The following is a 12,301-nucleotide window of genomic DNA, read 5'->3' as shown; positions in this document are numbered from 1 at the left end:
ATATTAATGTCGGCTGACAGATCGCCATCGCGAGCAGGCTCGCTCCCACAAGGGGCCGGGGTGCCCTGAGGTCCTGTGTTCACCAGCTGCTTTCCATTGACGAGACCCTTGCTATGGAACACCAACCTCTGACCCATCCGGTGAGTGCCGCCCCCGTGCGCGCCGCTCGCGGTGTTTCGCCGACGGCCCGTGCCTGGTTTTTCCTCACGCCGTCGATGCTGTTTCTTGGCGTACTGATCGCCGCCAGCCTGCTGGTGCTGCGCATGAGCGTGGGCACCAAGGGTGCTGAATGGTCCGGGTTCAACCTGGCCAGTTACGCCCAGTTGCTGGAACCCTATTACCTCAAATCCCTGATGCTGACCCTGCGCCTGGCGCTGATCAGCGCGGTGATCGCCGTGATACTGGCGATCCCGGTGGCCTACACCATGTCGCGTCTGACCTCACCGTTCGTGCGCCGGATCTTTCTCGCTGCGGTGCTGTTACCGTTGCTGGTCAACCTGCTGCTGCAAAGCTATGGCTGGCTGGTGATTCTCGGTCCTGGCGGCATGCTCAATCAGGCACTGATGGGCCTGGGCCTGATCAAGCGACCGATCATGCTTTTGTACAACCAGAACGGCGTACTGATGGGCCTGGTGCAAACCGCTTTCCCTCTGGCCGTGTTGCCGATTGCCAGCGCCATGCGCGGCGTCGCCCGCAGTTACGAAGAAGCGGCCGCTACCCTCGGCGCCAGTCGCTTCCAGGTGTTCCGCCAAGTGGTGTTGCCGATGAGTCTGCCGGGGATCATCACCGGCGCGACGCTGGTGTTCGCCTACAACGCCAGCAGCTTCGTGGTGCCTCTGCTGCTCGGTGGTCGACGCGTACCCATGCTGGCGGTGATGGTGCATGACCAGATCGCTCCGCTGATGAACTGGCCCGCCGCCTCTGCTGCCGGTGTGGTGCTGATCGTCACGACGCTCGCGATCATGACCTTGTCCGAATACATCACTGGCCGTCGTCGCCGCATGCTGGAGGCTTCGCAATGAGTACCCTGATCAAGAAGCGTCAGTCGCTGTTGCCCGGCGACACCGGCAAGTTTGCCGGCATCCTCTCCGGCTTCATTCTGTTGCTGGCGGTGTTGCCGATCCTGACCATGATCGTCATGTCATTCAGCGGCGCGTCGAACCTCGACTTCCCGCCCAGCAGCTACAGCCTTCAATGGTACAAGGCCGCCTGGCACACCTTCGTCTCGCCCGATGCCAGCGACGTATTGAGCCTCGGCCAGGCCATGTCCACCAGCCTGATGGTGTCTTGCCTGACCATGATCTTCGCGACGCTGATTGCCGTACCTGCGGCCTACGCGCTGACCCGCTGTGAATTCCGTGGCAAGGCCGTGGCGCTGCAACTGATGTCGTTGCCACAGGTGTTCCCGATGGTGGTGTTGGGGTTGGCGTTGCTGTTGGTGTTCGACAGCCTGCCGTTCCACATGACCACCTCGCGCCTGGTGATTGCCCACGTGATCCTGGCGTTGCCATTCGTGGTGAAGAACTGCACGGCGGCGATGCTTTCCATCGGCAGTGAAGTCGAGGAGGCCGCGCAAATGCTCGGTGCTTCACCATTGCGGGCGATCATCGATGTGGTGGTGCCGTTGATGAAGTCGGGGATTCTGGCGGGCATGCTGCTGGCGTTCATCGTCTCGTTCAACGAATTCACCGTGACCTACTTCCTCTACACCATCGACGTCATGACCGTGCCGATCTGGATGTACAGCCGCACCGTGTCTTCGCTGGACCCAACCGTGTTCTCGTTTGCCGTGCTGATCGTGTTGATCGACTTCGTCCTGATCTGGGCGCTCGAAAAACTGGTCGGTGAAGGTGGCGTTTCGTTCTGATTTCTTGAGGTGATTCTTATGTCTGGCTTGATTCTGGAAAACGTCGAGAAACATTACGGCTCGGCCTGTGCGGTAAAGGATGTGAACCTGCATTTGCCCGAGGGCAAACTGGTGTGTTTCCTCGGCCCATCGGGCTGCGGCAAAACGACGTTGTTGCGCATGATTGCCGGGCTGGAAACCTTGACCGGCGGCGAGATTCGCCTGGACGGCGAAGACATCGGCCACACCCCGGCGCACCTGCGCAACTTCGGCATGGTGTTTCAATCCCTGGCGTTGTTCCCGCACATGACGGTGGGCGAGAACATCGCCTATCCGCTGAAACTGCGGGGCGTCAGCAAGGCTGAGCAGCAGGCGCGGGTGGTGGAGTTGCTGGAGCTGATCCAGCTGCAACCGATGATTGATCGCCCGGTGGCCAAACTGTCTGGCGGACAACGCCAGCGCGTGGCGATCGCCCGGGCAATTGCCAACCACCCGAAAATCCTTCTGCTCGACGAGCCGCTGTCAGCGCTGGACGCCAAGCTGCGCGAATCGATGCAGGTAGAAATTCGTCAACTGCAACAGCGCCTGAACATCACCACCATCATGGTGACCCACGACCAGCGCGAAGCCATGACCATGGCGGACATCGTGGTCGTATTGGGGGAGCACAAGGTGCAGCAGGTGGGTACGCCTATCGAGATCTACCGCCATCCGGCCAATGAATTCGTCGCCGACTTCATCGGCTCCGGCAACATTTTCCCGGCCACAGCACTGGGCGATGGCAAGATCAGTCTGCCAGGCGGCGACGCACTGCAAGTGCCTATTTGCAGCAGCATTGTGGTGGGTGAAAAAGTGAAGATGCTGATCCGTCCCGAAGACCTGCAACTGTCTGCGCCGCAGGCGTCGGCGGGCAATCGCTTGTTGGGCAAGGTGACGTTCGTTCGGGATATCGGCGCGACCATCGAGACAACGGTGGAGTGTTCCGGAGTTTCGTTCACAGCGCTGAGCACGCCGTGCCAGGGCTTTGGCTTGAGTGTTGGGCATCCGGTTTCGGTGACGTTGCCGGCTGAGGCGTGTCGGGTATTGGGCGCCTGATCCAAGGTTTGTATTGCTTGAACTGGCCTCTTCGCTAGCAGGCTAGCTCCCACAGTGGATGGGTATACACAGCACCCCTGTGGGAGCTAGCCTGCTAGCGATAGGGCCGGCAGAATCACCACAAAAATCAGCTCAAACCGACAACCGCAACCGCGCCAAATCCCTGAGCGGCGGAGCCCCGAACAATCGGCTGTACTCACGGCTGAACTGCGAAGGGCTTTCATACCCCACCCGATACCCCGCCGCCGAAGCCTCCAGGCCTTCGGTCAGCATCAAGCGCCGAGCCTCTTGCAGGCGCAGTTGCTTCTGATACTGCAAAGGGCTCATGGCCGTCATCGCCTTGAAACGATGATGCAGCGTCGACACGCTCAGGTTCACTTCCTTGGCCAGATCATCGATGCGCAACGGCTGTTCATAATTACCGTTAAGCCATTTGATTGCCTGGCTGATGCGATGGCTTTGACTGTTGGCGATGGCGATTTCGTACAACCGATGACCCTGTTTGCTGCGCAACAATCGATACAGAATCTCCCGGCGAATCAGTGGCGCGAGCATGGCGATGTCTTTCGGTGTGTCGAGCAAGCGCGCCAGCCGTAGCACGGCATCCAGCATCGCCGTGTCGAGACGTTCCACATACAGCCCGCGGCCGGTCGGCCGAGTGGGTACACCGAGGGGGCCGGCATCGGCGATCAGCGCACTGATTTCCGTCGGGTCAATGTCCAGGCGCAAGGCCAGGATCGGCTCCTCGGCTGAGACATCCACCACCCGTCCGCTCAGGGGCATCGAGACCGAGACCACCAGGTAGTTCAACGGATCGTAGTTGAACAGCTCATCCGCCAGCCGAACTTCCTTGCGGCCCTGCGCCATGATGCACAGCGCCGGTTGCGCGAGCACCGGGGCGAATTCGTGGGATTGGCTATGACGCGACATGAACAGCGAACTGATGGCTGTGGCATAGCTGCCATCTTCGGCCGTGTTGCGACGGATGATCGCCGCCAGCTCCACGCGCTGCTTCTCCATGTCGGTGTCCAGCGGGGCTTGAAATTGATCGAGCGACGACATGCAAGGCATCCTCGGCAAGGCATGGGTGTTGGGCTGAGCATAAGTTTGTGCAAGACCAAGCGGTAGACACATCCTGCCTGATGCTTGCCTGATTCTGCACGGGGATGTTTTTGTGATCATCCATCGCCAACCCGCACACGGATTTCAGATAACGCCGATAACCCCGTAGGAGCTGCCGCAGGCTGCGATCTTTTGATTTTTTAATGAACGTCAAAAGATCGCAGCCTTCGGCAGCTCCTACATAAAACTGCGTATGACAGCGCTTCACAGGTGGTTACAGGTAGCTCACGGACTCTCGCAGGATTGTGCAACGCACCGACAGGAATCGACTAACGATGGAGGTGTCGCGGCCCTTAACCTTTGATCCTGTCGCAGCCCGTCCCCCGGCTGCCACGCGACTCCCCGGGAGGGTTGAACCATGTCCAAGCAAATCCCTGTCAGTCATATGGCCTTCGTTCGAGCGCGCGCCGGGCGTTCGGCGGAACTCGGCATGCGCCTCAGCGCCCTGATCGAACCATCCCGTGCGGCCCCCGGCTGCCTGAACTTTGCCTTGCAGCATTCGCAGTGCGATCCAGAGCTGTGGCTGGTCTCCGGTTTCTGGAGCCACCAACAGGCGATGACCGCGTACTTCAGCACCCCGGCCATGGCGGTTTTTGCCGAGCTGGTGCAGGAACTGGTGGTCAACAGTCTGGATTTTCACACCTTCAAGGATGTGTCGGCGGCGCAGGCCGTGCGTCAGTCCGGGGCAGCGGTACACAAACTGGCCGGTTGAGGGTTTAATGGCTGCATTCTCAACTAGCCAGGATGCACGACATGGCACGTAAAGCCTTTGAAACCTTCGAAGCTGTATCGGCCGTAGTTCCCCGTGAAGGCGGGTATTACGCGGCAATCGCCACCAAAGCCATTGGCGGCTCCGGTGCCCCTCGCTTCAACAAACTGCTGGAAGAACAGACTTTCAAGACCGCCAAAGACGCCGACGAAGCTGCGGCCTTGCAACTGACACACCTCAAGGGAGTCGACGAAGAGGGCGGGCTGGTCTGGTAACTAGTTGGCCGGCCCAGATTTCACCGCACCCGGGCGGTACATCTTGAACAAAGCCTCTGGTCCCAGCTGGAAATAATCCGCCGGCCCACCGCCGCGCAGAATCGGTTCTGCCGCGGCGGTGTCGTATACCCCATCCTTCAATAGCCATTTGGCGATATGCACGGCGACCACTTCGCCGAGAATCAGCCAGCTCGGCACCACATTCCCGTCCGCGCGCTGCAACTGAATGATCTGCGTGACCTTGCATTCGAAGGACACCGGGCTTTCGGCGACTCGTGGCACCTGAATGATCTTCGACGCCACCGGGGTCAGCCCGGACAGCTCGAACTCATTCACATTCGGTCCGACCATGGCGCAGCTTTGATTCATTTGCTCAGCCAATGGGCGGGTCGCCAGGTTCCAGGCAAATTCACCGGTCTGCTCGATGTTGTTCAGGCTGTCTTTGCGCCCGACACTGGAAAAACCAATGATCGGCGGAATGTAGTTGAAGGCATTGAAGAAACTGTAAGGCGCCAGGTTCAAGCAGCCGTTGGCATCCTGTGAAGAAATCCAGCCAATGGGGCGCGGCCCGACGATGGCGTTGAACGGATCGTGGGGCAGGCCGTGGCCGTTGGCGGGTTCGTAATAGTGGATGTCGTCGGGCATGTGGCAATCCTGGAGTTTCGTAAAGCGCTCATGGTGCAAGGCCGGGCAACATTTTTCCAGCCTCCCTATAGGAGCTGTTTGATCGTTCCCACGCTCTGCGTGGGAATGCCTCAACGGACGCTCCGCGTTCGGCGCTTGATTGGGACGCAGAGCGTCCCGGGCTGCATTCCAACGCGGAGCGTTGGAACGATCAATCACCGGTTTTGCATGCTCCAGAAATGACCAAGCCCGGCCGAAGCCGGGCTTTTGTATCATCTGGATGAATCAGCTGACGGAGGCGCCACCCGTGCGGTCATAGCCATCTTCAGCGACAGTGGCGCCGCCAGTGCGGTCGTAGCCATCTTCGGCGACGGTAGCGCCGCCAGTGCGGTCATAGCCGTCTTCAGCAACGGTAGCGGAACCGGTGCGATCGTAGCCATCGGCGGCAACAGTGGCCGAGCCAGTGCGGTCATAACCATCTGCTGCAACAGCGGAACCAGTGCGGTCGAAACCGTCGGCGGCGAAGGTGTTGGCGGCCAGTACGGACAGGGCGATGGCGAGGAACAGTTTGGTTTTCATTTTCAATTCTCCAGGTTCTTTGGCGTTTTGTGTCTTGGGCATGGGTTTCATGCTACGCCAATTAAACTGATTAAAAAGCGCAAAATAATGCTAGAAACAATCGATTAAATAGATGTTAAGGCCATCAAAGTTTTCCGCTTTCATGAACTGAATGCGCGCAACGCAATTAATCGATCAGACAGGTTTAAGGATGGAAGGAGAGCATTAACTCGTGATTAATCCGCTCTTTCGTGGGTGTGACAGATTTTTCATAAAGCCCTTACCCATTTTTCACCGCTTGTTCTCCAGTCTGCGCGCCTCGGGATACCGAAGACATGACCATCGGAGCTCTACCTCAATGAATAAACTTCCTCAAATCACCCTGGCGTTCTGGGTGATGAAAATCTGCGCGACGACCCTGGGGGAAACCGCGGGCGATTTGCTGTCGATGACCCTCAATGTGGGTTATGCCATCAGCTCGCTGATATTGATCAGTGTGTTTGTGCTGACATTGGTCACGCAACTGATGTCGAAAACCTACAAGCCGGTGCTGTATTGGATCGTGATTCTGTCGACCAGCACGGCAGGCACGACCATGTCTGATTTCATGGATCGCACTCTGGAACTGGGCTATGCCACAGGTTCGATGATCCTGATTGCAATTCTGCTGGGCATCTTTGCCGCCTGGCGCCTGAGCGGCGATTCCCTGAACGTGACCAAGGTCCAGACGTTCCGTGGCGAGATGTTCTACTGGATGGCGATTTTGTTCTCCAACACCCTGGGCACGGCATTGGGTGATTATCTGGCCGATGATTCCGGGCTTGGATTTGCCGGTGGCGCACTGCTGATCGGCTCGACTATCGCGGTGGTGGTGCTGCTCAAATACTTTACGAAGATTTCGACGGTTGTGCTGTTCTGGGTCGCGTTTGTACTGACTCGACCTTTCGGCGCTACCTTGGGCGATTTTCTGACCAAGCCCCATGAAAAGGGTGGCCTGGATTTTGGCACCATTGGCTCGTCGATGGTGTTGGCGGGGATTCTGCTGGTGATGATTGCAGGGGCCAGTTACGCGCAGAAACACTACGGGAAACAGCCGACTGCCGAGTTGTCCTGACAGATCGGGTTGTTGCTATCGCGAGCAGGCTCGCTCCCACAATGGTCCGGTGTATTCGGATCACATATGGCAGCGAGCCTGCTCGCGATTATTTCAAGACAACCATGATCAGTCGGTAGTGATCCGCGAATGCTTGCGGGTGTCTTTCATGGTGATGTACACCAGCAACGATACGGCGATGCACGCGGTGACATACCAGTAATAGCCGGTTTCCATGCCGATGCTCTTGAACCACAGCGCGATGTATTCAGCGGTACCGCCGAAGATCGATACGGTCAGCGCGTATGGCAGGCCAACACCCAGGGCGCGGATTTCAGTCGGGAACAGTTCGGCTTTCACCACCGCGTTGATCGAGGTGTAGCCGCTGACGATGATCAGCGCCGCCATGATCAGGAAGAACGCACCCCACCAGGTCTCAATGGTGTGCAGGGTGGTGAGGATCGGCACCGTGAACAGCGTACCCAGAACGCCAAAGGCAATCAGGATTGGGCGACGGCCGACTTTATCCGACAGGCCACCAATGATCGGTTGCAGGCACATGAACAGGAACAGTGTGGCGGCGGAAATGGTGGTGGAGTCGGAAATGCTCATGCCGACGGTGTTCACCAGATATTTCTGCATGTACGTGGTGTAGGTGTAGAACGCCAGCGTGCCGCCCATGGTCAGGCCGACCACGGTCATCAGTTCTTTCGGATGGCGCATCAAGGTGCGCATCGCGCTTTCCTTGGCTTTTTCTTTCTTGGTGAACGACTCGGTTTCTTCCATACCGCGACGCAGATACAACGCGACCACGGCACACAGCGCGCCGATGGCGAACGGAATGCGCCAGCCCCAGGCGTACAGCTCTTCGGTGGTCAGCAGTTGTTGCAGCACGATCAGTACCGCCAACGCGATGAGCTGACCGGAAATCAGGGTCACGTACTGGAAGCTGGAGTAGAAACCGCGACGTTCCTTGGTCGCCATCTCACTCAGGTAAGTTGCCGAGGTGCCGTATTCGCCACCGACCGACAGGCCTTGCAGCAAGCGGGCAAAAATCAGCAGGATCGGCGCACCGATGCCGATGACTTCGTAGCCAGGGCTCAGGGCGATCAGCAGCGAGCCGAAGCACATCAGGTAAACCGAGGCCATCAGGGCTTTTTTGCGCCCGACTTTGTCGGCATACAGGCCCATCAGCCAGCCACCGATCGGGCGCATCAGAAAGCCCACGGCGAAGATTGCGGCGGTGTTCAGCAGTTGTGCGGTGGTGTCGCCTTTGGGGAAGAAGGTCTTGGCGAAGTACAGCGAGAAGGCGGCGTAGACGTACCAGTCATACCACTCGACCATGTTGCCAACGGAACCGCTGAAGATCGATTTGATGCGGCTGGAGGTAGTGCGTTCTTTTGTCGGCACGGCAGCCGACCCACGGGGCAGGGTATTGGAGTTATCCATTTAAGGATCCTTCGTTTAATTATTTTATGGAGCGCGCGTTAACGCAGCCTGCGGGGGCTATAGCAGGAGCTGTGCCAACGTGGAGATGACCGGTTTAGAGGGGTTTTGTGGGTTTGATGAGCGGAAATCCGCTTATCGAGGGTCGGGTGTGAGCGGAAAATCGCTCATTTGGCTTGAGTTGTTTGGTGCCGGTACTGGCCCCTTCGCGGGCAAGCCCGCTCCCACAGTGTTCCGTGTCGTACACAAAACTTGTGTTCACTGGAGATCCCTTTGGGAGCGGGCTTGCCCGCGAAGAGGCCCGCGCGGACGCTACAAAAACATCTCCCGGCTTAACCCATGCCGCTGCATCTTTTCATTGAAAGTCCGGCGTGGCAGTTGCAGTTCTTCCAATACCGCTTTCACATCGCCCTTGTGCCGGGTCAATGCCGCACGCAGGCATTGCGCTTCGAAGGCTTCCTGTTGTGCCGCCAGTGACTGACCCGGTTCGATACCCGCAAGCTCCGGCTCACCCAATCCCAGCACTTGGCGCTCGGCCACGTTTGCCAGCTCGCGCACATTGCCCGGCCAGTCGTGGCTCAGCAGATGGCTCAACTGTGGGCCGCTCAGCGGCGCGAAGGTGCGCCCCAGACGCTCGGCAGCACTCTGGGCGAAGGCCTCGTACAGCAAGGGAATGTCCTCGCGCCGGTCGCGCAATGGAGGCAAGCGCAACTCAGCCACGTTCAAGCGATAGGCCAGGTCCTCGCGAAAGCGTCCCGCCCGGGCTTCATCGAGCAGGTCCGGTTTGGTCGCGGCGATGATGCGCAAGTCTACGCGGATGCTCTGATTCGAGCCCAGGCGCTCCAGCTTCTGCTCCTGCAACACCCGCAGCAATTTCACTTGCTGCGCCAGTGGCATGCTTTCGATTTCATCGAGAAACAGCGTGCCGCCGTCGGCATATTCGAGCTTGCCGATGCGCTTGCCCTGGGCGCCGGTGAACGCGCCGCTTTCATGGCCGAACAGTTCGGCTTCAAACAGTTGCTCGGGGATCGCCGCGCAGTTCAACGCGACGAAGGGTTTGTCGGCTCGCGGCCCGAAGTCGTGCAGGCAACGGGCAACCAGTTCCTTGCCGCTACCGGTTTCACCCCGGATTAGCACGTTGACCGGCAACGGCGCCAGATCGAGCACTTGCCGCCGCAAGGTCTGCAAGCCACGGGACACGCCCAGTAGCGTGGCATCGAGTTTGGCGCGGTTGTCCGCTTGTTCGTGCAGGGCTCGGTTTTCCAGGACCAGCCGGCGTTTCTCCAGCGCCCGACGCAAACTGCCGAGCAGGGTTTCGGGGCTGAAAGGTTTTTCAAGAAAGTCGTAGGCGCCATCGCGCATCGCCTCGACCGCCATCGGCACGTCGCCGTGGCCGGTCAGCAGGATGACCGGCAAGTCGACATCGCGGCGCTGAACTTCGGCCAACAGTTCCAGACCGGTCATGCCAGGCATGCGCACATCGCTCAGAATCACCCCGGCGAAATGCCTGGGCAGCTGTGCCAGGCATTCATCGGCACGGCTAAACAGCTGCACTTCGAAACCCGACAGGCTTAGCCATTGTTCGACGGCGCTGCGAATGCTGCTTTCGTCGTCGACCACCATCACAGAATTCAGCATGAAGCTTGAGCCTCCAGGTCGACTGGTAAGGTCAGCGTGAACACTGCACCGTTGCCGTGATTTTCCGCCGTCAGACGACCGCCCGACTCATGAACGATAGCGAATGAAACCGCCAGGCCGATACCCAGGCCATCGCCCACGGGTTTGGTGGTGAAAAACGGATCGAACACCTTGGACAGATTTTCCTCAGCGATGCCGCTGCCGTTGTCGATGACGCTCAGTCGCCACAACTGTTCATCGGCTTCAAGACGGATTTCAAGGCGCTTACAGGGTTTGTCCTGCATCGCATCGAGGGCGTTGCGCAGCAGGTTGATCAGTACTTGTTCCAGGCGTATCGCATCGCCACGGACCCAGGCCGGGCGCGTCAGATGCAGCACTGTGCTGACCTGCTCGTCGCGCAGCCGGGTGTCGAGCAATTGCAGTGCCTGGTCCACCACTGCGGCGAGGTCAAGTCGTTCGCGCAAGCCACTGGGGCTTTTGCGGGCGAACGTTTTCAGGTGGCCGGTGAGGGCGGCCATGCGCGTCAGCATGTCGTCCACCGGTTTAAGTGCCTTGTAGGCCTCGTCGACTCTGCCGTGATCGAGCAGCAGTCTCAGGGTTGCAAGTTGCATGCGCTGCGCCGTCAGTGGCTGATTAATCTCGTGGGCCAACGCTGCCGACATTTGCCCCAGCGCAGCAAGTTTGGCTGATTGCACCAGGCCTTCCTGAGCGGTGCGCAGGTCACGGGTGCGTTCTTCCACCAGTTGTTCAAGTTCTTCGCGGCTGCGCTGGCGCAGTTTGGCCAGTCGCCAGCGCTGATTGAGAAACAGCAGTAGAAACACCAGCGCCAACCACAGCCCGGCCGCCGCAAGGGCAGCGTTGCGGCTGTCTTCGAAAGGGACTTGCGGACGACGCAGCAGATGAAGCGTCCAGCCTTCGGCCGCCAGTGGCAGGGACTCCCACAGGTAATCCGCTTGACCGTCCGGACCTTGTACGCGCGCCAGCTCACTGTTGTCGTCGAAGCGTCGCATCGATTGATAGTCCAGCAGTGTCAGCGGCTGCTTGTCGTATTGGCGGGTGCTCTTGAGTTCGGCGTGATCGCTGTCATTCAGCGGCTTCAACAGGCGGTAACGCCAGCCGGGTTGATTGGCAATGAAGACAACGCCGCGGGCGTCGCTGACCAGTAGTGTGTCGCTGCCCTGGCTCCACTCCCGTTCCAGTTCCGGAAACTCCAGCTTCACCACCATGGCGCCGAGAAACTGCCCGTCGTCGCTGGTCACGGCGCTGGACAGAAAGTAACCCGGAATACCGCTGGTTACCCCCACGGCATAGAAGCGCCCGGTGCCTTGAGTGCGGGTCTGGTTGAAATAAGGGCGGAAACCATAATTGTGCCCGACATAACTGTTGGGCAAACGCCAGTTGCTCGCGGCCACGGCAAGACCGGTGCGATCAAGCAATTCCAGTGTCGAGGATTCGGCAGCGCCGTTGATTTGCTCCAACTTGCGGTTCAGCAGATCCTGTTGCTCGGGATCGACCGAACTTCTGAGTGCATTGCGCAATTGCGGGTCCAGCGCCAGCACCGAGGGCAGGGTACGGTAGCGATCGATCAGGGTATGCAGGGACGTGGCGTACAGCCCCAATTGCTGGTTTGCCCGGGCCGCGTCTTCGACCATGGATTGGCGCACGGCATGACGCATCGCCAGAGTGGCGGCGATGACGGCACCGGCGATGATCACCAGGGTATAGAGCGTCAGGCGCAGGGGGCGAGATGACAGGAACATGCAAGCATTACACATGGGATACGGAGGGGGCGCACCATAACACGGGCCTACCGGGTATTCACACGCGACCACACGTCCCGTGCAGGAGCTGCCGCAGGCTGCGATCTTTGGGCCGTTTTGAGAACGCTGCTGATC

The 12,301-nt window shown here is 59.2% G+C and carries 12 protein-coding genes; 6 read left to right on the top strand and 6 right to left on the bottom strand.

What is annotated here, in order from left to right; translation table 11 throughout:
• Positions 1–113: 113 nt before the first annotated feature.
• From ACRESJ_RS06490 to ACRESJ_RS06480, 3 genes are read left to right on the top strand one after another with little or no spacing between them, the layout of a single operon-like run.
• Positions 114–1,022: an ABC transporter permease gene (locus tag ACRESJ_RS06490; RefSeq protein WP_431757178.1), complete on the top strand. Its 909-nt coding sequence runs from the start codon at positions 114–116 to the stop codon at positions 1,020–1,022.
• Positions 1,019–1,867 (top strand): ABC transporter permease, encoded by an 849-nt coding sequence (locus tag ACRESJ_RS06485; RefSeq protein ID WP_431757177.1) that lies wholly within the window; start codon positions 1,019–1,021, stop codon positions 1,865–1,867. The genes ACRESJ_RS06490 and ACRESJ_RS06485 overlap by 4 nt, the downstream gene beginning before the upstream one ends.
• 18 nt (positions 1,868–1,885) lie before the next feature.
• Entirely contained in the window at positions 1,886–2,941 is a 1,056-nt protein-coding gene (locus ACRESJ_RS06480) for an ABC transporter ATP-binding protein (RefSeq protein WP_431757176.1), read from the top strand.
• 132 nt (positions 2,942–3,073) lie between these two features.
• Here the strand turns inward: ACRESJ_RS06480 and ACRESJ_RS06475 are convergent, their stop codons facing one another.
• A complete protein-coding gene (locus tag ACRESJ_RS06475) occupies positions 3,074–4,003 on the bottom strand; it encodes an AraC family transcriptional regulator N-terminal domain-containing protein (RefSeq protein ID WP_431757175.1) in 930 nt (309 codons plus the stop codon).
• Between the two features lie 418 nt (positions 4,004–4,421).
• Between ACRESJ_RS06475 and ACRESJ_RS06470 the strand changes: the two genes are divergently transcribed.
• Both ACRESJ_RS06470 and ACRESJ_RS06465 read left to right on the top strand, forming a co-directional pair.
• A complete protein-coding gene (locus tag ACRESJ_RS06470) occupies positions 4,422–4,775 on the top strand; it encodes a putative quinol monooxygenase (protein WP_431757174.1) in 354 nt (117 codons plus the stop codon).
• A gap of 41 nt (positions 4,776–4,816) precedes the next feature.
• Positions 4,817–5,047 (top strand): hypothetical protein, encoded by a 231-nt coding sequence (locus ACRESJ_RS06465; RefSeq protein ID WP_431757173.1) that lies wholly within the window; start codon positions 4,817–4,819, stop codon positions 5,045–5,047.
• Here the strand turns inward: ACRESJ_RS06465 and ACRESJ_RS06460 are convergent, their stop codons facing one another.
• Positions 5,048–5,692: a flavin reductase family protein gene (locus ACRESJ_RS06460; RefSeq protein WP_431757172.1), complete on the bottom strand. Its 645-nt coding sequence runs from the start codon at positions 5,690–5,692 to the stop codon at positions 5,048–5,050.
• Positions 5,693–5,956: 264 nt separating this feature from the next.
• Positions 5,957–6,250, bottom strand: coding sequence for a hypothetical protein (locus ACRESJ_RS06455; protein ID WP_431757171.1), 294 nt, complete (start codon positions 6,248–6,250; stop codon positions 5,957–5,959).
• A 337-nt stretch (positions 6,251–6,587) separates the two neighbouring features.
• Between ACRESJ_RS06455 and ACRESJ_RS06450 the strand changes: the two genes are divergently transcribed.
• Entirely contained in the window at positions 6,588–7,343 is a 756-nt protein-coding gene (locus ACRESJ_RS06450; RefSeq protein WP_431757170.1) for a COG4705 family protein, read from the top strand.
• 108 nt (positions 7,344–7,451) lie between these two features.
• Here the strand turns inward: ACRESJ_RS06450 and ACRESJ_RS06445 are convergent, their stop codons facing one another.
• The 3 genes from ACRESJ_RS06445 to ACRESJ_RS06435 form a co-directional block, all read right to left on the bottom strand.
• Positions 7,452–8,771 (bottom strand): MFS transporter, encoded by a 1,320-nt coding sequence (locus ACRESJ_RS06445; protein ID WP_431757169.1) that lies wholly within the window; start codon positions 8,769–8,771, stop codon positions 7,452–7,454.
• 309 nt (positions 8,772–9,080) lie between these two features.
• Positions 9,081–10,406, bottom strand: coding sequence for a sigma-54-dependent transcriptional regulator (locus ACRESJ_RS06440; protein ID WP_431757168.1), 1,326 nt, complete (start codon positions 10,404–10,406; stop codon positions 9,081–9,083).
• A complete protein-coding gene (locus ACRESJ_RS06435; RefSeq protein WP_431757167.1) occupies positions 10,400–12,166 on the bottom strand; it encodes an ATP-binding protein in 1,767 nt (588 codons plus the stop codon). Before ACRESJ_RS06435 ends, ACRESJ_RS06440 begins: the two co-directional genes overlap by 7 nt.
• Positions 12,167–12,301 lie beyond the last annotated feature (135 nt).

Source organism: Pseudomonas sp. (assembly GCF_050739655.1).
Taxonomy (GTDB): domain Bacteria; phylum Pseudomonadota; class Gammaproteobacteria; order Pseudomonadales; family Pseudomonadaceae; genus Aquipseudomonas.
Note: the sequence above shows the minus strand (reverse complement) of the source record. Positions and strands in the feature narration are given on the sequence as shown.